17 protein-coding genes and 1 tRNA gene are annotated in these 19369 nt (G+C 30.8%); 2 read left to right on the top strand and 16 right to left on the bottom strand.

The genetic code is table 11. The features are described from left to right. Positions 1 to 142 precede the first annotated feature (142 nt). The 4 genes from rpsO to tamL all read right to left on the bottom strand — a co-directional run bounded on the left by rpsO (position 143) and on the right by tamL (position 5148). Positions 143 to 412, bottom strand: coding sequence for a 30S ribosomal protein S15 (rpsO, locus tag Q4586_RS08055; protein ID WP_068702997.1), 270 nt, complete (start codon positions 410 to 412; stop codon positions 143 to 145). Positions 413 to 539: 127 nt separating this feature from the next. Further along, positions 540 to 1397: an acetyl-CoA carboxylase, carboxyltransferase subunit beta gene (gene accD, locus Q4586_RS08060; protein ID WP_068703000.1), complete on the bottom strand. Its 858-nt coding sequence runs from the start codon at positions 1395 to 1397 to the stop codon at positions 540 to 542. A gap of 152 nt (positions 1398 to 1549) precedes the next feature. Next, on the bottom strand, positions 1550 to 2608 hold the full coding sequence (gene fbaA / locus Q4586_RS08065; protein WP_068703002.1) for a class II fructose-bisphosphate aldolase: 1059 nt from the start codon (positions 2606 to 2608) through the stop codon (positions 1550 to 1552). 89 nt (positions 2609 to 2697) lie between these two features. Beyond that, entirely contained in the window at positions 2698 to 5148 is a 2451-nt protein-coding gene (gene tamL, locus Q4586_RS08070) for a translocation and assembly module lipoprotein TamL (RefSeq protein WP_068703004.1), read from the bottom strand. A gap of 73 nt (positions 5149 to 5221) precedes the next feature. Between tamL and Q4586_RS08075 the strand changes: the two genes are divergently transcribed. After that, entirely contained in the window at positions 5222 to 5950 is a 729-nt protein-coding gene (locus Q4586_RS08075) for a TrmH family RNA methyltransferase (protein ID WP_303528181.1), read from the top strand. On the opposite strand, the gene Q4586_RS08080 is transcribed toward Q4586_RS08075, so the two are convergent. Both Q4586_RS08080 and Q4586_RS08085 read right to left on the bottom strand, forming a co-directional pair. Then, on the bottom strand, positions 5947 to 6573 hold the full coding sequence (locus Q4586_RS08080; RefSeq protein WP_262509356.1) for a deoxynucleoside kinase: 627 nt from the start codon (positions 6571 to 6573) through the stop codon (positions 5947 to 5949). The genes Q4586_RS08075 and Q4586_RS08080 overlap by 4 nt on opposite strands. Before the next feature lie 315 nt (positions 6574 to 6888). Then, the gene (locus Q4586_RS08085) at positions 6889 to 10182 is read right to left on the bottom strand and encodes a reprolysin-like metallopeptidase (protein WP_303528184.1); all 3294 of its coding nucleotides are present in this window, start codon (positions 10180 to 10182) and stop codon (positions 6889 to 6891) included. Positions 10183 to 10266: 84 nt separating this feature from the next. Between Q4586_RS08085 and lipB the strand changes: the two genes are divergently transcribed. Beyond that, on the top strand, positions 10267 to 10971 hold the full coding sequence (gene lipB, locus Q4586_RS08090; protein ID WP_303528187.1) for a lipoyl(octanoyl) transferase LipB: 705 nt from the start codon (positions 10267 to 10269) through the stop codon (positions 10969 to 10971). Between the two features lie 46 nt (positions 10972 to 11017). On the opposite strand, the gene Q4586_RS08095 is transcribed toward lipB, so the two are convergent. From Q4586_RS08095 to Q4586_RS08140, 10 genes are all read right to left on the bottom strand, one after another. Beyond that, positions 11018 to 11662 carry a YceI family protein gene (locus Q4586_RS08095; protein ID WP_068703013.1) on the bottom strand — a complete coding sequence of 215 codons (645 nt, stop codon included), beginning with the start codon at positions 11660 to 11662 and terminating at the stop codon, positions 11018 to 11020. A gap of 69 nt (positions 11663 to 11731) precedes the next feature. Further along, positions 11732 to 12445 (bottom strand): tRNA threonylcarbamoyladenosine dehydratase, encoded by a 714-nt coding sequence (locus Q4586_RS08100; protein ID WP_068703015.1) that lies wholly within the window; start codon positions 12443 to 12445, stop codon positions 11732 to 11734. After that, positions 12442 to 13089: a TatD family hydrolase gene (locus Q4586_RS08105; protein WP_303528218.1), complete on the bottom strand. Its 648-nt coding sequence runs from the start codon at positions 13087 to 13089 to the stop codon at positions 12442 to 12444. The genes Q4586_RS08100 and Q4586_RS08105 overlap by 4 nt, the downstream gene beginning before the upstream one ends. Before the next feature lie 7 nt (positions 13090 to 13096). Further along, positions 13097 to 13549 (bottom strand): D-aminoacyl-tRNA deacylase, encoded by a 453-nt coding sequence (dtd, locus tag Q4586_RS08110; protein WP_303528193.1) that lies wholly within the window; start codon positions 13547 to 13549, stop codon positions 13097 to 13099. Positions 13550 to 13555: 6 nt separating this feature from the next. Beyond that, positions 13556 to 14515: a ribosome small subunit-dependent GTPase A gene (gene rsgA / locus Q4586_RS08115; protein ID WP_303528195.1), complete on the bottom strand. Its 960-nt coding sequence runs from the start codon at positions 14513 to 14515 to the stop codon at positions 13556 to 13558. A 420-nt stretch (positions 14516 to 14935) separates the two neighbouring features. Then, positions 14936 to 16018, bottom strand: coding sequence for a bifunctional 3-deoxy-7-phosphoheptulonate synthase/chorismate mutase type II (locus Q4586_RS08120; RefSeq protein ID WP_068703023.1), 1083 nt, complete (start codon positions 16016 to 16018; stop codon positions 14936 to 14938). A gap of 104 nt (positions 16019 to 16122) precedes the next feature. Further along, on the bottom strand, positions 16123 to 16971 hold the full coding sequence (locus Q4586_RS08125; RefSeq protein WP_068703025.1) for a prephenate dehydrogenase: 849 nt from the start codon (positions 16969 to 16971) through the stop codon (positions 16123 to 16125). A 49-nt stretch (positions 16972 to 17020) separates the two neighbouring features. After that, on the bottom strand, positions 17021 to 18163 hold the full coding sequence (locus Q4586_RS08130; protein WP_303528198.1) for a pyridoxal phosphate-dependent aminotransferase: 1143 nt from the start codon (positions 18161 to 18163) through the stop codon (positions 17021 to 17023). Beyond that, positions 18160 to 18987: a prephenate dehydratase gene (locus Q4586_RS08135; RefSeq protein ID WP_303528201.1), complete on the bottom strand. Its 828-nt coding sequence runs from the start codon at positions 18985 to 18987 to the stop codon at positions 18160 to 18162. Before Q4586_RS08135 ends, Q4586_RS08130 begins: the two co-directional genes overlap by 4 nt. A gap of 309 nt (positions 18988 to 19296) precedes the next feature. Next, a tRNA-Asp gene (locus tag Q4586_RS08140) sits at positions 19297 to 19369 on the bottom strand.

The following is a 19369-nucleotide window of genomic DNA, read 5'->3' on the forward strand; positions in this document are numbered from 1 at the left end:
TTATTGTTTGTTGTTGCAATGGAAATTCAAAATTGTTGTTAAAAATTTTGAGTTTTTTATATAAATTTCTGTTTGTTAGTCAGAAATGAATTTTTGTAAAATAAAAAAGAGGCACGTTTATAGAGCCTCTTTTTGAAAGAAATTATTTTCTAATTCCTAATTCTTTAATAATTGCACGATATCTGTTGATTTCTTTTTTCTTCAAGTAATCTAACAAGCTTCTACGCTTACCAACCATTCTTACTAATGAACGCTCTGTGTTAAAATCTTTACGATTTTGCTTTAAGTGCTCAGTTAAGTGGTTAATTCTGTGTGTGAATAATGCAATTTGACCTTCTGCAGAACCAGTATCGTTTGCTCCTTTACCGTGTTTTGTGAAGATGTTTTCTTTTACTTCTTTAGTTAAATACATACCAATATTGTTTAAATGATTTTAATGTACACAATGCTTTTGCATTGAATCAGCAAATGTACAACTATTTTTTAAAATCATATTAATGATGTAAAAATAAAAAAGCTAGCATTTGCTAGCTTTTTTATTAGGCTCTTATGGGTTGATTTTGAATTAAATCAATGTATAAGTTTACTTGTTTTTTTAAGTTCTTACGCTCGTAAATACCATCTAAAAATCCGTGTTCTAATACAAACTCTGAACGTTGAAAGCCTTCAGGTAATTCTTTACCTGTTGTATCTTTTACAACACGTGGTCCTGCGAAAGCAATTAAAGCATTTGGTTCTGCTATATTAATGTCTCCTAACATTGCAAAAGAAGCTGTTGTGCCTCCAGTAGTAGGATCTGTACATAATGATATATACGGAATTTTAGCATCTGCTAATTGCGCTAATTTCGCAGATGTTTTTACCAATTGCATTAATGATAGTGAAGCTTCCATCATACGGGCACCTCCTGATTTTGAAATCATTAAAAAAGGAAGCTTGTTTTTTATTGAATAATCAATAGCTCTTGCTATTTTTTCTCCAACAACACTTCCCATTGATCCTCCTATAAATGCAAAATCCATAGAAGCGATAACGATATCTTTTCCGTTAGATTTTCCTACAGCTGTACGAACGGCATCTTTTAAGCCTGTTTTCTTTTGCGCTGCTTTTAAACGATCTGGATATTTTTTAGTGTCTTCAAATTTTAAAGGGTCTTTGGCAGTAAGATTTGAGTTTAACTCTTTAAAATCATTATCGTCAAAGAATATATCAAAATATTCATGACTTCCGATACGAACATGATAACCATCTTCAGGGCTTACATATAAGTTTTTCTTTAATTCATCAGTGTCAATTACCTTTCCGCTTGGTGTTTTATACCACAAGCCTTTAGGTGTATCTTTTTTTTGTTCTGTAGGGGTTTGAATCCCTTTATCTGTACGTTTAAACCAAGCCATAGTTTAGTTTATTTTTTGTTGTTTGTTAGTATATGACTCTTATTTTGTAAAAAAGAGTAGGCTACAAATGTAAATTATTTTTATGAACTTTGGTTTTTTGAAACAAAAAAAGCGCTTAGAATATTTCTAAGCGCTTTTTTTATAAGTAATTTTTATAATGTATTTACATTGTTTAAGTCTTCAAAAGCTTTTTTAAGACGTGTTTTAAATGTAATTTCACCTTCTCGTAACCATTTACGAGGGTCATAATGTTTTTTATTTGGTTGGTCGGCTCCATCAGGATTACCAATTTGGCTTGCTAAATATTCTTTTTTCGCTAAAACATAATCTCTAACACCTTCGGTAAAAGCATATTGTAGGTCAGTGTCAATATTCATTTTTATAACTCCGTAGCCAATTGCTTCTCTAATTTCATCTAAAGTAGAACCTGATCCTCCGTGAAAAACAAAATCGATCGTGTTATGAGGTACATTATATTTTTTTGAAATATATTCTTGTGAGTCTTTTAATATAGAAGGGGTTAATTTTACGTTTCCTGGTTTGTATACACCATGTACATTTCCAAAGGCAGCAGCAATGGTAAATTGATCACTTACTTTCATTAATTCTTCGTAAGCAAAAGCAACCTCTTCGGGTTGTGTGTATAATTTAGAAATATCAACATCTGAATTATCAACACCGTCTTCTTCTCCTCCTGTAATACCTAATTCAATTTCTAAAGTCATTCCTATTTTACTCATTCGAGCTAAATACTCTTTACAAATTTCAATATTTTCTTTAATTGGCTCTTCAGATAAATCAATCATGTGAGAGCTGTATAAAGATTTTCCTGTTTCTTTATAATGTTGTTCACTTGCGTCAAGTAAACCATCAATCCAAGGTAATAACTTTTTAGCGGCGTGGTCGGTATGTAAAATTACAGGAATACCATAAGCATCAGCTAATAAATGAACGTGTTTTGCTCCGGCAACTGCCCCTGCGATAGCTGCTTTTTCATTTTCGTTAGATAAGCCTTTACCGGCGTTAAATTGTGCTCCTCCGTTAGAGAATTGAATTATAACGGGTGAGTTTAATTCTTTTGCAGTTTCTAAAACAGTGTTTACTGTATTAGATCCTACCACGTTTACAGCAGGTAAAGCAAATTTTTTATCTTTTGCTAATTGAAATATTTCTTGTACTTCTTTTCCAGTAGCAACGCCAGCTTTTATCATTTTTTAGTTTTTTAGTTTACAGTTGTTGTGAATGCCAAATTTACACATTTTTGACTAAGTTATTGTCATTTTTACCGATAACGTTTTAGTTAAAAAGGGTAGTTAATTCCGATATTTATAACAGAGCTTTTAAAATTGAAGTTTTTAAACCATCGATTATTAGTTAAGTAAGGTTCACGCATTTTAAATCCTAAGTCCAATCGGGCTACTAAAAATTTAAAGTCGTATCGGAGCCCAAATCCTGAGCCTACTGCCATATCATTTAGTGATTTTAGGTTTTTGAATTTTGCGTTTTCGTCAATAAATTGAGAATTTGTGATATCCCAAATATTTCCTGCATCAACAAATAAAGCACCTTTTAATGAACCTATCATATCAAAACGATATTCAAAACTTGTTAAAAATTTTAAGCTACCAATGTTATATTCTAACCCAGGGCGTCTGGTTCCTGGACCTAAGTCGTAGGTTCTCCATGCTCTAATGTCGTTTGATCCTCCTGCAAAATAACTACGAGAAAAAGGAATGCTAGAGTTGTTGTAAGTTGCGATTGCTCCCAAAAATGTTCTGTGCGCTAAAACGGTGTTGCTTCCTAAATTCCAGTATTTTTTATATTCGATATCTGTTTTAAAATATTGTGCAATAGGTATTTTAAATACAGTTTTTCGTCCATTAGCATTTGTTTGCTTGGATAGCAAACCCATAATGTTCCCAGAATTTGCAATTCGAAATTTAAAAAAAGAAAAATTGGTGTCTTTCGTGTTTTCTTGGTTGTTATAGATATAATTAAAAGCTATTTCTGGAATTAAGAAATCAGAGGTAATGATATTGTATCTATTTAATATATTAAGGTTGCTTTGATATTCTGATGGATTTGTGCTGGCAAAAGAAGTGTCTCCTCTAACATCTTGAATAAATTGAAGTATATTATCAGAATTACTTGGTATATTTTGAGGTAAAGTATAATTATTATTAGCAGTATCTACATCTTTAAGTTTTGAATATTCAGATGAGTAGATATTAAAATAATTATCTACATTAAAATTACGAATATATTGTGTGTTGAAAAATTCTAATTGGATAGATTTCCGTTTATTATAATTCCATTTATAATCAATTCCTACAGATATATTTTGGTTATCAAGACCAATGTTTTTCTGAATTCCTCCACCAATGAAAAATTTGGTTTTTGGAAACATCCTTTTTGGTACAAGTGACTGTAAACCAAAGGGAGCCATAAAACGAGGCACTTCTAATGAAAGATCGGCTCCAATTTCCCATCCAGGTCCATTGTTAGAATTAAAATAAGAACCAAAAGTTGAAAATTTAAAAATTTCAGCACCTTTAAAGGTGTTTCTATTTGTTAAAGAAAACTTTAATGAAACATCGAAGTTACGGATGTTAGAGCGAGATAACTCAGTGTCTAAACCAAGAGTATATTTTTCAATAGGGGTTAAAAATATATTTGCTTCTAATTCATGGTCGCTTAATTCATTGTAACGAATAGAGGTAGATTTAAAATTTTTTAAACCTCTTAAATGGGTTCTAGTTAAATTTCTTGATATATCGTTATAAACCGAGTTGGGCTTAACAAACAATGATTGTGATAAAAATTTTGGATTATACTTTAATTTTTTATGAGCATAAAAATTAATTCCTTTATACAATAAAGTATCTTTATGAAGAGAGTCTCTTTTATTGTAGGTATAATCAGTAAAAACGTTTATTTTTTTTATTGTTTGAATTTTAAAAGGAATTACTCGGTCAGAAATATTAATATCTACACTTGTTTTCTGGTAATCTTTAAGTGTGTCATTATCAAAAGAAATATAATTTTCATTAAAATGATATATTCCTTTATTTCTAAATAAGGTAACTAGCCGATTTGCTTCTTTAATAAAATTACCATCTTTATATTGGTCTCCAGATTTAAGAAAACTTTTACCTTTTGATTCTTTATAGATAACATCTAGAGTAGGAGATGAAATTTTGGTGTAAATAGAATCTAAAAAAGAAGGATTACCTTTTTGTATAGAGTAGGTTATAGCCCCTTTTCGATTAGAAATAGTGTCTTTTTTAAAGGATACTTTTGATCTAAAATAACCTTCTGTTTGAAAATAGGTTTTTAAATTTATAACCGTTTTTTTTGTTTTTATATCATCTATAATAATAGGAGCTTCCCCACTATTTAAAAACCAGTTATTAATTCCGATAAAATTTTTAGCTATAGAGATACTCTGTTTTTCAGAAAAGTTTTTTTTGAAAAAAGAATAAGTATTAGGGTGTTTTTTACCCCATTCGCTAGGTTTTTTAGGAGCTTTCGGGTTTCCTAAATTATAAAAATATAAAGATAAAGGTATGCCTAAGGCTTTTGCATTAGGACGTTGCAGCAATAATTCAGTAATGTTTTCACTAGAGTTTTTTATACTATCAATATAAACAGTGTTTTTTGCTAATAGTAACTCATTTTTATTTACATATTTTATCGTATTACACGAACTGAATAAGATGACTAATAAAAAGAAGAAAGAAAGTTTTTTCATTAACTTTACGCCTCGTATTTTAAATGACAAAAATACTATTTTTTAGTGGTTATAATGTGTTAAAAAATATTTAATGAGTTTATCAAAAAACAATCTGAAGTTAATAACAAGTTTACAACAAAAAAAGTATAGACAAAAGCATAAATTATTTGTTGCTGAAGGAATAAAGGTTGTAAATGAGTTGTTAAAGTCGTCGGTAGAAGCATCGCATATTTTTATGACAGAAGATGTTGTTGAGTTACCTAAAAATGTAGCTCATACAGTTATAACAGAAAATGAGTTAAAAAAAATTAGTACGTTAAAAAATCCGAATAAAGTTTTAGGATTATTTCAGATTCCTGATGAAAAAGAAATATCAGAAAACTGTTTTATAGTTGCTTTAGATGAAATAAATGATCCAGGTAATTTAGGAACCATTATTCGTTTGTGTGATTGGTTTGGTGTTACGGAGTTGATTTGTTCTAAAAGCACGGTAGATTGTTACAACCAAAAAGTAGTACAATCAACTATGGGGTCTTTAACCAGAGTAAATATTTCGTATGTTGATTTATCTACATTTTTATCAAACAGTGATTTTCCTGTTTTTACAGCTGATATGGATGGTGACAATGTATATAAAACCTCATTACCCGAAAAAGCTGTTTTAGTAATGGGAAATGAAGCAAACGGAATTTCAGCAGAAATATCGGCAATTGTAAACCGCAAGTTAACAATTCCTAGGTTTGGTGAAATTCAACAAACAGAAAGTTTAAATGTTGCAACAGCAACTGCTATTTTATTAAGTGAATTTAGAAGAAGTTAAAATAAACCGTTTATTTGTGCGTCAATTTTATCAATAATAGACCCTAAATCTTCTTGATTTTTAACAAAGTCTAAATTATCAACATCAATAACTAGTAGGTTTCCTTTGGTGTATTGGCTAATCCACGCTTCGTAACGTTCATTTAACCTGCTTAAATAATCGATACTAATAGAGTTTTCATACTCTCTTCCTCGCTTGTGAATTTGACCAACTAAAGTAGAAATATCTGCACGTAAATAAATTAATAAATCTGGAGGGGTTACTAAATTTTCCATTAATTCGAATAACGAAGAATAATTACTATAATCACGATTCGTCATCAAGCCCATTGCGTGTAAGTTAGGTGCAAAAATATGTGCATCTTCGTAAATAGTTCTATCCTGAATTATTTTTTTGCCAGATTGCCTTAATTCTAAAACTTGACGAAAACGGCTGTTTAAAAAGAAAACTTGTAGGTTAAAAGACCAACGTTCCATTTCAGCATAAAAGTCATCTAAATAAGGATTCTCATCTACCGATTCAAAATGAGGATCCCAATTGTAATGTTTAGCTAATAATTTAGTTAAAGTGGTTTTACCTGCGCCAATATTTCCGGCAATTGCTACATGCATATTTTTAGATATTTCAAGATGGTAAAATTACATAAAAAAAGAGATTTGTAACAATGTTTAACAAATCAATTTATAACCATAGCCTTACATATTTACAATTTGAATGTTTTTGTTGTGTTTTAATTTTTTTGCGTAGTTTAGAAATAAATACATATGATAAGTGTTAAAAATATATCATTATTCTATATTATTTTTAATAAAATAACTAATCATGTCTCTACATATTAATACGTTTATTGTTTTGTCTTTAATGATAATTTTAAGTAATGAGTAAAAATCAAAAAACCTTCTATTAAAAAAGGTTTTTTGATCTAGTTAGTGAAATTTTTATTCAATAATAATTTTTCGCGTTTTTGTTTTTCCACTATTTTCTACTTGAAGTAAATAAATACCGCTACTCATTTTTGGGAATTGAATCCCTTCTTTGAATATATTTGAAATGGTAGAAAAGTTTTGAGTGTGTACTAAATTACCTGCTAAATCGAATAGTCGGATAATAATTAAATCTCTTGACTTAACCTTGAATTCGATGTTTAGTTTTTGATTAGAAAGTAAAGGTATACTACCTATTTTTAAATCGGTGAATAAATTATTATCGGTAGCAAAACTTTCTTCAATATTAATAGTATAATCTTCAGTTTCTCCCCATTCACTTTTATGATCAGAATCACAAGCGCCATCACCGTTTGATGAGGTTTCTAATTCAAAATATTCAATAACAACTCTCATTCTCGTTTTTCCTAAAACAGCATTTTCTGGTACTGTTATATTTAAGGTAGCCGTGGCTATATCTGTAGTTTGATTTCCTAAATCATATCTTTCGGTAGAGTTGTTAAACTGATAATCTTGGTTCCAATCAATAAAAACATAGCAATGATCTTGGAATCCACCTGTGTTAAGTGTTATACTTATTTCATATGCTTGCTTTCTTTCAAGGTTTGTGGTTATAGTAGTAAAATCTTCATATCCATTTACAGTATTGTTGCCAGAAGTGTTATTGATTGTATTAAGGGTAACATTGGTTATATATTCGGTACCTCCAGTCTCATCTGTAAAAGTTGAATCGCAATAAGACGGATCTTCTGTTGTAAAGGTAAAATTATTTGAGAAAACACCTTCTCCACAAGCATTTATTGGTTTTACACGCCAGTAATAATTTATACTATGAGTTAAAGGAGTGGAGGGTGTGTATGAATTGACCGTTGTTGTTTCGTTAACTAAAATAGAACTGAAGTTAGCATCAGTTGCAATTTCAATTTTATAAGAAGTCGCATTTAAATTTGTTTCCCATTCAAAAGTAGGGATAATACTCGCATTTATATTTGCGTTTGCAGGTGATGTTAAATTTTGGGTAGAGAAATTATTAGAATTAACCTTTAAAAGGGCTTCGGTGGTTTTAGTAAAAGTATTTGTTCGTGCTTGTACAACAATTGTATATTCTTGCTGAGTAGTACCGTTTAAATTAGCAACGGTCATGATAACATCACCATCAGCGTTAATTGTACTTGGAGTAAAGTTAGCTGTCGCTCCGTTAGGTAAACCTGTAGCTGATAAATTTACTGTTTCATTAAATCCGTTTACAAAATCAAAATTTAAGGTGTACTTGGTAGTATTATTACCATTGTTACAAACAGTTTGCTTTGAGGTGTTGTTATTTACAAAAAATGTAGGAAGATTGGCGTTAATGGTAAATTTTGAAGTATTTACATTGTAAAAAATATTATCAGCAGCTTCAACAAGTATACGAGCTTGTGTTGTAGCATTATTAGGAACGGTAATGCTTTCGGTACCGTCATTATCAGTATTTGACTTTAAAACAATAGGAAAAGTAACTCCGCCATCTATAGAGAGTTTAATAGTTACTTTACTACAATTTATAGGAGCAATGTCAGTGGTTCCTTTATTCCATGTTATGGTTTGAGTATCACCTGCGTTCCATATTACATTAGTGTTTGGAGCTGTAACGGTAAAAGGAACCGCGTCGGTAACGGTAATTGTAACATCATCTCTATCCGAATTTCCTCCACCAATATGATTATCTCTTACGGTAAAAGCAAAATTTAACTCTCTTTCAACACTAGGTAGAGCTTCCCATTGATTTGAAGTTCCGTTAACAACGTTTGTTAATGTTGGTAAATACCTATTTGGAGAAGTACTAGAAGGTAAAGCTCTAAAAGTAGGTCCAGCCGTATTGGTTGAAACAGGCGGCATGGTTGCAATTTCATTATCCGTTTGTTCCCAATTATAAGTCAAACCGCTTGTTCCTTGCGCATCGGTAGCAGTACCTTTTAAAATAAAAGGAGTAGATTTTGGAATGCTATAGTTGGCACCAGCATTTGCAACTGGCGCATCATTATTTGTGTTAGATAATGTAGCACAATTACCACTGTTTTGTATGTGTGTCCACATTTGGGCAATGCTTATCGCATGAAAATTAGCATGACTGTTTCCTTGAACATCAGGATCACAAATACCTGCGTAGCCCATAATTGTAGAGCCGCTTCCAGGCTCTACAGCTGTGGCGTTGTTTCTGTTACAATCATTATTTTGTGTATGCATAGCACCAAATTGATGTCCTATTTCATGTGCTACATAGTCAATGTCATAAGGGTCATTAATAGGTTGGTTTCTACCAGTGATACCACTGGCTTTATGATTAGTAACACAAACAGAACGTACACTAGCTAAACCACCACCACCGGTACTAAAGGTGTGACCAATATCGTAGTTAGCATCACCAATAATAGCATCACATTTTTGTTGACTTTCATCAATTAAATCATCTGAATCATCATTTGTTAAACCATCAGTAGTTGCATCTAAAAAAATTAAATCGTCGTTATTACTTACCAGTATCATTCTAACTCCTAAATCTCTTTCATAAACTTCGTTTACACGAGCCATTGTGGTATTTATTGCTGACAAAACAATTGCTTTTTTTTCTGTGTCAGTGGTTGGAGTTGTATTAGCTCTATTGATATGAAACTGCGAATATTCTCCAGTACAGGCAATTGCTGTTCTAAAGGTTCTTAACTGACTATCATTTGCATTTCTCTGTTGCTTAGGGCTAACTATATTACTTTTTGCAGTTTCTTCTATTTTACAGGTAAAATTATTATTACTAGCAATTAAATCCTTTTTTTTATATATAATATATTGCTCCTTATTTTTAGTATACGGATCTATGTATAATGTACCTTTACTACCGTAATTTATCAAAGCATGAAAGCCGTTAACTCCTAAGCTAATTTTAGCAGTAGTGGTTGGGTTGTCAATTTCTTGTGCCGAATATGATTTTATCATCGAAAATTTAGCTGCTAATTTAGGCGCTAAATAAGATGTTTCTTGAACATAAAATTGTATTAATTCACCTTTTGAATTAGGTAGCGTAATTGTTTTTTTATTGTTTTTTGATTGAAAACTAGTTAAGTGGTTTTTTAACTTATTTAAATTTAATACTGCTAAAGCGTATTTTTGAGGAATGTTTTTTCGGCTAAGAATTTCTTTCTTATTGATAGAAATATCTTTCTTAGATCTTTTATTCCAATAGCTCTGAGAGAATGAACTATTTGTGATAAATATGAAGAATAATACTACTAAAAGAACATTTTTTTTAATCATAATTGTAGATTTAATAGTAGTGAAAAATAACAGTTTAGAGCTATTTTTCCTACCTTTGGGGGACTTATTTTAGAATGTAAATTTATGAATAAAAAAATAACAGTCAGTGATTTAGGTCAAAAAGATTATAAAGAAACATGGGATTATCAAACTCAGTTGTTAGATACAATAGTTTCTTTAAAAAGAGAAAAACGAAATTCGGCACAAGAAATTGTAACACCAAACCACTTTTTATTTGTAGAACATCCTCATGTGTATACTCTTGGTAAATCAGGTGATATGAGTAACTTATTGTTAAATGAAGAAAAATTAAAGGAAAAAAAAGCTACTTTTTATAAGATAAATAGAGGGGGAGATATTACGTACCACGGACCTGGACAAATTGTTGGTTACCCTATTTTAGATTTAGAAAATTTTTTTACGGACATTCATAAATACTTACGATTGTTAGAAGAAGCTATTATTTTAACAATTGCTGAATATGGATTAAAAGGTGAGCGTAGTGATGGTGAAACAGGGGTTTGGTTAGATGTTGGTACTCCTTTTGCTAGAAAAATTTGCGCAATGGGTATTCGTGCTAGTAGATGGGTTACTATGCATGGTTTTGCTTTAAATGTTAATGTGAATTTAGGGTATTTTGACAATATTATTCCGTGTGGTATTAGAGGTAAAGCAGTAACCTCAATGGAAGTTGAATTAGGTAAAAAGGTTTCAGAAGAAGAAATAAAACAAAAAATACTAAAACATTTTAAAGATCTCTTTGAAGTAGAAAAATATATAAAAGCATAAAAAAAGGGTTGACATCGTCAACCCTTTTTTTATAAAAAGTTAAAAATTATTTTTGAGCTTTAATATCAAAAGAAATTTCCATTAAATCGTTAATGAATTTATCTTTTAAAGCAGCATCAATTTTCTTAGATTTATAAGTTACACCAAAATCTGTTCTATCAATACTAAAAGTATCACTTTTAAAAGTAGCTACACCTTCATTTTCTGTAACTGTAGCAGGGATTGTAATGCTTTTTGTAGTATCTCTAAGAGTTAAGTTACCTGTTACACTTAATTTACCTTCTTTTATTTCAGAACTTGTAACAACAAACTTCGCTGTTGGGAATTTAGTTACATCAAAAAAGTCTTCATTTTTTAAATGTCCTTCTAAATCTTCTTTTCCTTTACCAGCTTCTAGATCAGTACAAGAAATAGAGTTCATGTCAATAACAAATTCTCCTGCTTTTACAATACCGTTTTCAATGTCAAAAACACCAGTTGTAATACTTACAACTCCGTTGTGAGAACCAGTTGGTTTGTTTCCTTTCCAAGTAACGGTAGACTCAGCTACATTTGCTTTATAAGAATTAATTATATTTTCTACTTTTTTCACCTCTTTAACTTCTTCGTTAGCAGTAACTTTATTTTTTTCTGTTTTACATGAAACAGCAGTAATTGCAATAAGAGCAATGGCTAAAATTGATTTTTTCATTTTGATTGATTTTAATAATTGAGTTTATTTTGAACAAATGTAATTAAAAAATAGTTTCCTTGGAGATTATTATTGTGCTAAGATTTTGTTAATAACATAAGAGCTAGCTTGTAAACCAAAAGCTGCGGGCATATAACTAATAGTACCGTAAAAAGATTTTTTAAAATTTGCTCCGTTTGTAAGTTGTAAACTTTCGGAAATTTGCACTTCTTCTGAATACACTGCGGTAATTCCTTTATTAACCTTGCGCTCTTTTAATCGTTTTTTTAAAGCACGTGCCATTTTACAGTTTTTGGTTTTACTAATATCTTTAACAACAACTTTGCTTGCATCTAACTTTCCGCCAGCCCCCATTGAGCTTATTAATTTCACCTTTTTTCGTTTAGCAGCCACAATTAAATTTATTTTTGGTGTAATACTATCAATACAATCCATAACGTAATCGTATTCTTTGTTAACAATTTCAAAAGCCCTTTCAGGCGATAAAAACTCTGTTAAAACCGTTAATTCAATTTCAGGGTTAATATCTTTAATTCTATCGGCAATTACGGCTGTTTTTGCTTTTCCAATAGTGCTATTTAAGGCTGGTAATTGCCTGTTTTTATTGGTTTCATCAAAAGCATCACCATCAACAATTGTCATTTTTCCAACTCCTGATCTTGCTATAAATTCGGCAGCAAACGACCCAACACCACCTAACCCAACAATTAAAATATTTGCTTTTTTAAGTTTTTCAATTCCTTCTTTCTGAACCAATAATTCTGTTCTTTCTAACCAACTCATTTTGTGTATAACTTATTAAAATTTCGATGTATGTTTTCTTGTAGTTTTTCTATTTCTATGCCTTTTGTAGTGGCTGCTTTTTTGTAAACCTCTTTTATGGTAATTGTAGCATCATCGTCTGTTTCTAAAAAAATAGTGTTTAATGAAATGTTTAAAAATACTTCTTGCAATTTGGTTGAAGTTATTAAAGCTTTTCCGAATGATAAATAACAGCCATTTTTTAAAAGTGATGCAGCTACTTGGCTATTTTTATTAAAACCATGAATAATCCATGGTTGTTGAGGTTTTATTATTTTTTTTAAATGTAAAATTTCTTGAAATGATTTTACACAATGTATAATTAATGGTTTTTGATATCTTTCTGATAAAAAAATGTGCTTTTTGAATACAGATAACTGAAGATTATAATTAGTTTCAGATAATTTATCTAAACCACACTCGCCGATAGCAAAACAATTTTTAAGCTGTAATTGCTGTTCTACAAAATGAATTTCAGTAGCAATATTTTTTTCTTCAATATACCAAGGATGAATTCCGATAGAAAATAAATTGCTAAAATCGGCCGAGTTAGGATAACAATTTACAACTGTTGTAACCGAATTTTTATTTGAATTTTGATGTGTATGAATATCGATAAAATCCATCAAAAAATTACACCTTATTTTTAGTGTCGATTATAATAGTTACTGGACCGTCGTTTAAAAGAGCTACTTTCATATCAGCGCCAAACTCGCCTGTTTGCACTTTTTTGCCTAAATGTTTTTCAAATTGATGAATAAACTCTTCGTATAACGGAATAGCAATATCAGGTTTAGCAGCTTTTATATAACTAGGTCGATTGCCTTTTTTTGTGGCAGCTTGTAGTGTAAATTGACTTACAATAATTGCATCACCTTTACTATCAATTAATGAATTATTCATCACATTATTATTATCATTAAAAATACGAAGATTATTTATTTTTTTTGATAACCAATCAATATCCTCTTTTGTGTCGTCATTTGTAATGCCAACCAAAATTAATAAACCGTTGTTTATGTTTGCAACTTTATTACCCTCAATAGTTACACTGGCTTCCGAGACTCTTTGAACAACTGCCTTCATTTATTTTTATTCTTTTTCCCAAATATCGGTTCGGTAATGTTCTTCTTCTCCTTCTAAAATTTGCAAATAACTTTTATAACGCGACCATGAAACTAAACCTTCTTCTAAAGCATCTTTAACAGCACATTTTGGTTCGTTAACGTGAATACAATTGTTAAATTTACAATCTTGTTTTAGGGCAAAAAACTCAGGAAAATAATCACCTAATTCTTCTTTGTCAATATCAACCACTCCAAAACCTTTAATACCTGGTGTGTCTATAATTCGAGCATCTTTAGGGGTTTCGAGATTTAAATCAAACATTTCGGCAAATGTAGTGGTGTGTTTTCCTTGATTGTGTTGATCGGAAATTTCTTTGGTTTTTAAGTTTAAATCGGCATCAATAGCATTCACTAACGTGGTTTTACCAACACCAGAATGCCCTACAAACATAGATGTTTTGTTAAGCATCATTTTTTTAATGGCATCAATATTGGTGTTTTCTTTGGCAGAAACTTCAATACATGTGTAACCAATAGCTTGATAAATGTCTTTTAAATATAATATTTCGGCACGTTGTTCTAATTCGTATGCATCTATTTTATTAAATACTAAAATAGTATCAATTCGATAAGCTCTTGTTGATACTAAAAAACGATCGATAAATGTGGTAAAAGTAGGTGGGTTGTTAATGGTGATTAACAAAAATACCTGATCGATGTTAGAAGCAATAATATGTGTTTGCTTCGATAAGTTAACAGATTTACGAACAATAAAATTTTCGCGTTCATGAATTTCAGTAATTACACCAGTTTCTTCATTGTTTTTGGTTTCAAGATCAAAGTCAACCTTGTCGCCAACAGCAATTGGATTGGTACTTTTTATTCCTTTTAAACGGAATTTTCCTTTAATTCGGCATTTGTATAAAACATCTTCATGCTTAACCCAATACCAACTTCCTGTAGATTTATAAACCGTTCCTGTCATGTTGCAAAGATGAGAAATTTTTAAAAAATATGAGTGTCACTTCTATTGATTTTCAATTTTATAAAAAAAAATGATTCCGTAATTTATAATAACTCACTTTACGATGTTTTAATCTTGTTTCAGGTTCTCATTATAATTTATTGTTTATTATATGGATGTGATTCTGAAATAAATTCAGAATGACGTATTAATATTAGATTATGAATCCAAACGAATGTTTATAAAAAACGATGTAACTATAAAATAAAAAAGATCCTTTTGGTTTTTTTATACCTAAAGGATCTTTATTTAGTTAAAAATTCACTTTGTAAAAAGGGTTACGCGTTAAGGATTGAGTGGTTTGTTTGAGCTCTTTTTTGTTTGTTGAAAAACAAAAAAAGCGAGTAACGAAAGCCTGACCCTTGTGGTAACGCCCTAAAACTATCCTTTGATGATTTTTTCTTGATGATTGATAGATTCTTGGTGAATTGCCTTAAACATTTTTAGTACAAACTCTTCACTTAAACCTCTTGTTTCACCTTCTAAAATCATTTTCCCTAAAATTTCATTCCAACGCCTAGATTGTAAAACGGCTACATTTTTCTCTTTTTTTAGAAGTCCGATTTTGTCAGCAACTTTCATTCTTTTACTCATCATGTCGATAAGCTGATCATCGACAACATTTATTTGCGCTCTTAAATTATCTAAAGATTCTCTGTAAGAAGAGTCGGTTTCGGTTTCTTTTCTGATTTTAAGATCTTCGGTAATTTTTTTCAAGGTATTTGGTGTTACTTGTTGTGCAGCATCCGACCAAGCGTTATCAGGATCAAAATGTGTTTCAATCATTAAACCATCAAAATTTAAATCTAAAGCGGTTTGTGAAACATCAAAAATCATGTCTCTATTACCAGTAATGTGTGATGGGTCGCAGATTAAAGGTAAGTCGGGAAATTTATTTTGAAATTCAATAGCTAATTGCCATTCAGGAATATTTCTGTATTTTGATTTCTCGTAAGTAGAAAATCCTCTATGAATTGCACCCAAGTTTTTGATTCCGGCAGTGTATAATCTTTCAATTCCGCCTAACCATAAGGCTAAATCGGGATTTACAGGGTTTTTTACCAATACAATTTTATCTGTTCCTTGTAAGGCATCAGCAATTTCTTGCATGATAAATGGCGATACTGTAGATCGGGCACCAATCCATAATAAATCGATATCGTGCTCTAAAGCTAACTTTACGTGAGCAGCATTGGCAACTTCGGTACAGGTTTTCATACCTGTTTCTGCCTTAACTTTTTGTAACCATTTTAAACCTAAGGCACCAACACCTTCAAAGTTTCCTGGTCTTGTTCTTGGTTTCCAAATTCCGGCACGAAAATAATTGGTGTCAGTGTCTTTTAATTCGTGTGCAATTTTTAAAACTTGTTCTTCGGTTTCGGCACTACATGGCCCAGCAATTACTAATGGATGTGCTAGTTTCATGTCGTTTAACCATGTTCTTAATTCTTTTTTGTTTTCCATCTTTTAATTATTTGTGCCGTTTTCTTAGCAAGTTGCTCTTTAAGTTTTTGATAGTAATAAAATTACAGTTTTAAAAAGTACTCAAAATTACAGCTATTTTAGTTTTATTTTATTCCGTTTAATATTTTTTTTATGTGATTTGTACTTTCCATTTCATCATAAATTTTAGTGAAATCGTCTTGTAGCATCAATTTTTTAAATTGCTGTAGGTTGTGTATATATTCATCTAATGTTTCAATTACGTTTTCTTTATTTTGTTTAAAAATGGGTGTCCACATGGCGGGCGAACTTTTTGCTAAACGAACGGTAGAGGCAAACCCTGAGCCTGCCATATCAAAAATATCGCGTTCGTTTTTTTCTTTATTGATGACTGTTTTGCCTAACATAAATGAACTTATGTGTGATAAATGTGATACATAAGCAATGTGCTTATCGTGCGATTTTGCATCCATATAACGAATACGCATTCCTAATTTTGAAAATATTGCTAAGGCTTTTTCCTGTAATTTAAACGCTGTTTTTTCTACTTCGCAAATAATATTTGTTTTTTGTTGAAACAGGTTTTGATGCGCGGCTGTTGGGCCTGAAAATTCGGTTCCGGCAATAGGGTGTGTAGCTAAAAAATTTCTTCGCTTTGGGTGATTTTTAATAATTTCACAGACTTGAGCTTTTGTAGAGCCAACATCTAAAACCAAACAATCTTCAGTAACAAGGTTTAATATTTTAGGAAGTATTTCTAGTTGAATATCAACAGGAACAGAAATGATGACAATAGTTGCTTTTTTTAAATCACTAAATGTTGCTTTTTGTTGAATTACACCAATTTCTAACGCTTTTTTTAAATGCTCTTCGTTAGTGTCAATTCCGTAAACGATAGCCTCAGGGTATTCTCTTTGAATATCTAAAACCATGCTTCCGCCAATTAACCCAACACCGATTACAAATACGTTCATTTTTTTGTTTTTTTAGAGTTGTTTCTGAAAATAGATTCAGAATACTGTTTTAAATTCTATTAATAGCAGCTTTAATTGTTTCTGCTGATACACATAATGAAAATCGAATATAGCCTTCTCCTTGAGAGCCAAAAACAGTACCGGGAGTAATAAAAATATCTTTCTGATATAAAATTTTATCAGCAAATTGTTCAGCTGTTTTTCCTCCGGGGATTTTTGCCCAAACAAATAATCCTGTTGAGTTTTTATTGTAAGTGCAGTTTAATTTATCAGCAAGTTGAAATACTAAATTTCTGCGTTCTTCGTAAACTTTATTTTGATTTAAAAACCAATCATCTGATAGGTGTAAGGCTTCGATAGCTCCTTTTTGAATGCCATAAAACATTCCAGAATCCATATTGCTTTTTACTTTTAAAATTGACTCAATAAAATTAGCTCTTCCTAATACCATTCCAACTCTCCAGCCAGCCATGTTAAAGGTTTTACTTAAGGAGTTTAATTCTAAAGCTGTTTCTTTAGCGCCATTTATTTGTAAAATGCTAATAGGTTTGTTATTTAAAATAAAACTATACGGATTATCGTTTACAATTAAAATATGATGCTTTTTTCCGAATGCAATTAGTTTTTCAAACGTTTTTAACGTTGCGTTTGTTCCTGTTGGCATGTGAGGGTAATTTACCCACATGATTTTTACATCGGTTAAGTCTAATTTTTCTAATTCCTCAAAATCTGGCTGCCAATTATTAGTATCGCTTAAATTATAAAAAACAGGTTCAGCTCCTACTAATTTTGTTACAGAAGTGTATGTTGGGTAGCCAGGATTTGGAATTAAAACTTTATCACCTTCATTTAAAAAAGCCATTGAAATATGCATTACACCTTCTTTACTACCCATTAACGGAAGTATTTCATCCTCAGGTTTTGCAGTAACTTTAAATTTGTGTTTATAAAATTCTGCAATAGCATTTCTTAATTCAGGTAATCCTTGATAGCTTTGATATTTGTGAGCAACAGCATCGTTAAAACTTTGTTGAATGGCAGTTAATACTTTTGTTGGAGGTTGTAAATCAGGGCTTCCAATTCCGATATTTATTATCGGTTTACCGGCAGCAGCTAATTCCCTTACTTCTCTTAATTTTTTAGAGAAGTAGTATTCTTGTACGGTTTTTAATCTTTTAGCTGGTTGAATCATCTTCTTCCGTTTTTGTAGGTTCCTAATATCTTTAACTCTAAGGCCATTATTTTTATAATTGCAACTGCTTTTTCATAGTCGGAGTAATTATCAAAAGTTACATCTACAAAAAATGAATATTTCCATGGAGCTTCAATAACGGGTAGCGATTGTATTTTTGTTAAGTTCATTTTGCAGTCGCTTAAAACATTAAGTATCGTAGCTAAACTTCCTCTTTTATGGTCTAATTGAAATTTTAATGAGGCTTTGTTTATTTGATTAATACCATTATTAGGTTGGTTAGTTTGTATAATTACAAAACGCGTAGCATTATCTTTCATGGTTTGAATATCATCTTCAATAACATTTAAACCAAAAATATCTGCAGCAATTTTTGGAGCAATAGCAGCTACGCCTTTTAAGTTGTCTTTGGCAATTCTTTTAGCTACTTCTGCGGTGTCAACATCCTCTACTAATTTTATATGTGGATGTTTTTTTAAAAATTCTTTACATTGTAATAATGCCATTGGGTGCGAACAAACTTCATTAATGTCTTTAATTGTTTGATTTGGAAGCGCCATTAAATGATGATGAATGTTTAAATATTCTTCACCTACAATATGTAAGTTATTATTGTCGATTAACGCATAGTTTGGAATTATAGAGCCGGCAATTGTGTTTTCTAAGGCCATAATACCAACGTTAGCTGTTTTGTTAAGTAAGCTGTCTACCAAAAAATCAAAAGACATACATTCTTTTAATTGAATTGTAGATCCGTAAAAATCACGGGCCACTTTGTGGTGATTAGATCCTTCTGCTCCTTGAATTGCAATAGTTTGTTTCATTTTAGTCCAAAAAAAAAGTCTCGATATATCGAGACTTTATAATTTATATTTGTTGTTTAACAATATGGTACAAAGTCTCAGCTCTTATTAAAAAAATAAAAGTAAAAATAGAAACCTTGCCAAATGTTTTGTAATGTCATTGTAAATGTTGTATTGTACTCGACAAATCTAGAAATTAAATTGTCAAAAACAAATTTAATTTACTTAAATATAAAAAACTTTCGATAAACGTATTTTTAAAGTCTATGAACAACGTCAGTAGAATTATATAAAACTAAAAAAGCTCCTCTTGAAAAGAGAAGCTTTTTGCGGTCTGGACGGGACTCGAACCCGCGACCCCCTGCGTGACAGGCAGGTATTCTAACCAGCTGAACTACCAGAC

Origin of the sequence: Tenacibaculum soleae (genome assembly GCF_030549005.1) — a bacterium.
Classification (GTDB): Bacteria; Bacteroidota; Bacteroidia; order Flavobacteriales; family Flavobacteriaceae; genus Polaribacter; species Polaribacter soleae.

Bases quoted from the DNA above. Each gene is read 5' to 3' on its own strand.
- Q4586_RS08075 (WP_303528181.1), top strand. From the start codon at position 5,222: ATGAGTTTATCAAAAAACAATCTGAAGTTAATAACAAGTTTACAACAA.
- fbaA (WP_068703002.1), bottom strand. From the start codon at position 2,608: ATGATAAAAGCTGGCGTTGCTACTGGAAAAGAAGTACAAGAAATATTT.
- Q4586_RS08085 (WP_303528184.1), bottom strand. From the start codon at position 10,182: ATGATTAAAAAAAATGTTCTTTTAGTAGTATTATTCTTCATATTTATC.
- tamL (WP_068703004.1), bottom strand. From the start codon at position 5,148: ATGAAAAAACTTTCTTTCTTCTTTTTATTAGTCATCTTATTCAGTTCG.
- rsgA (WP_303528195.1), bottom strand. From the start codon at position 14,515: ATGACAGGAACGGTTTATAAATCTACAGGAAGTTGGTATTGGGTTAAG.
- Q4586_RS08120 (WP_068703023.1), bottom strand. From the start codon at position 16,018: ATGGAAAACAAAAAAGAATTAAGAACATGGTTAAACGACATGAAACTA.
- Q4586_RS08130 (WP_303528198.1), bottom strand. From the start codon at position 18,163: ATGATTCAACCAGCTAAAAGATTAAAAACCGTACAAGAATACTACTTC.
- Q4586_RS08105 (WP_303528218.1), bottom strand. From the start codon at position 13,089: ATGGATTTTATCGATATTCATACACATCAAAATTCAAATAAAAATTCG.
- Q4586_RS08095 (WP_068703013.1), bottom strand. From the start codon at position 11,662: ATGAAAAAATCAATTTTAGCCATTGCTCTTATTGCAATTACTGCTGTT.
- accD (WP_068703000.1), bottom strand. From the start codon at position 1,397: ATGGCTTGGTTTAAACGTACAGATAAAGGGATTCAAACCCCTACAGAA.
- Q4586_RS08125 (WP_068703025.1), bottom strand. From the start codon at position 16,971: ATGAACGTATTTGTAATCGGTGTTGGGTTAATTGGCGGAAGCATGGTT.
- rpsO (WP_068702997.1), bottom strand. From the start codon at position 412: ATGTATTTAACTAAAGAAGTAAAAGAAAACATCTTCACAAAACACGGT.
- lipB (WP_303528187.1), top strand. From the start codon at position 10,267: ATGAATAAAAAAATAACAGTCAGTGATTTAGGTCAAAAAGATTATAAA.
- dtd (WP_303528193.1), bottom strand. From the start codon at position 13,549: ATGAAGGCAGTTGTTCAAAGAGTCTCGGAAGCCAGTGTAACTATTGAG.
- Q4586_RS08100 (WP_068703015.1), bottom strand. From the start codon at position 12,445: ATGAGTTGGTTAGAAAGAACAGAATTATTGGTTCAGAAAGAAGGAATT.
- Q4586_RS08135 (WP_303528201.1), bottom strand. From the start codon at position 18,987: ATGAAACAAACTATTGCAATTCAAGGAGCAGAAGGATCTAATCACCAC.